We start from the raw sequence: 1,363 nt of genomic DNA on the forward strand, positions 1-1,363 counted from the left end.
CAGCGGCAATCAGCATGATAACTTGATCCCGACCGCGACCTAAGAATCTCATCCAGATTGTCGCAAGCGTCTCATCCTGATTGCCGCGCTATAGCTCTCATCGCGGATGGGATGCAGGATGCGACCGCGCAGGACTTACGCAGCTTTTTCTGGTGCAGTTGGGCCGCTACGAGCCCAGAAACCGATCGAGTACATTCTTGGTGATCCGGATAACGATCTGGTCATCACGGACCAGCCCCATTATCCAATCCGAGCTCCCGGCATGGAAAACCTCGCCCTTTCCGAGCTGAAAGTGGACGATCGCTCCGCATCCTCGTTTTGTCTTCTCGATGCTCGCCTGATCAGCGGACCCGGTCAGAACCATAGCCACATACTCCGCGTCTTCTCGGCCTAGGAACGTGTGGCCCGGCTTGATTGATTCGCCCTCTTCGATGGTCGATGAGATGCCCAGAGCCAGTATTTCCATACCGACCGGTGCTACCGCTCCTGGAGCAACGAAGGGCAGGCCGCCGCGGATTTCATAGCCGATCCCGTCGACCTCGTAGCCGAACACGCCGCTCTGGCCGCCGATGATGTCTCCGTAGTAAAGGCCGGTTTGCGCGAATGCCCAATGATCCGGACGATACAGCGGGAATCCTTTGGCCCCCCGGGGTGAACAGCCGGACCAACTCGCATACATGCCTTGCGTTGCGTTTAGGCCAAATGTTGAAGCACCCGGTCGCCCTATCTCACCAGCTTCCCATGACTCCGTTACAAGATGCCTTGGTCCAGTGTTCATCAACGGGTCTCGCTCACGAGCTGTGTATTTGTAGCAAACCTGCGTACTTCCACCGTCCTCCAGTCGGATCTGCCACATGAAGTTTCCAGCGAACCTCGCAATGCGGCCGCCGCAATCAACATATGCATCAATCGCGTCGCGCATTTCCCAGGTCCAATACTCGTCATGGCCGATAGTTGCCACGCATCGGTAACCGGAAAGAATGGTTGGATCGTTCTGCAGATCGGTTTGAGATATGACGTCGACCTGGTAGCCCGCTTCCTCTGCCCAAATCACAAATCGCCGTTCGAAACTCGCCCATCCCGCGGAGACATATTTTTTGCTGTAGCCATTACGATAGGCCCACTCCATGTGCGGGTATTCCGGTTCTGCCAGAATGCCGGGCTGCTCCAGCAGCACGGCGCGTGGAGCCTCATCGGGAAGGCTGACGAAACCTCGCGCATAGGGTCGCTGAACGCTAAGACGCGGGGAGAATTCATTTCCCTCAGGTCCGGAGATGCGCTGATAATGATTGGAGCCGCCCCAATCATTGTATGCCGTCCATGTGGCTGTTGCCGCTACGAGAAGCAGTCTGTCGTTGATCTC

General features: G+C 56.7%; 1 protein-coding gene. It reads right to left on the reverse strand.

All coding sequences use genetic code 11. The annotated features are described in order from the left end of the window. Positions 1 to 166 precede the first annotated feature (166 nt). On the reverse strand, positions 167 to 1,363 hold a 1,197-nt coding region (locus ACIQJ2_RS38240), incomplete at its 5' end, for a N,N-dimethylformamidase beta subunit family domain-containing protein (protein ID WP_400678242.1).

It is taken from the genome of Rhizobium sp. NPDC092011 (assembly GCF_044756305.1).
In the GTDB taxonomy this organism is placed as follows: domain Bacteria; phylum Pseudomonadota; class Alphaproteobacteria; order Rhizobiales; family Rhizobiaceae; genus Rhizobium.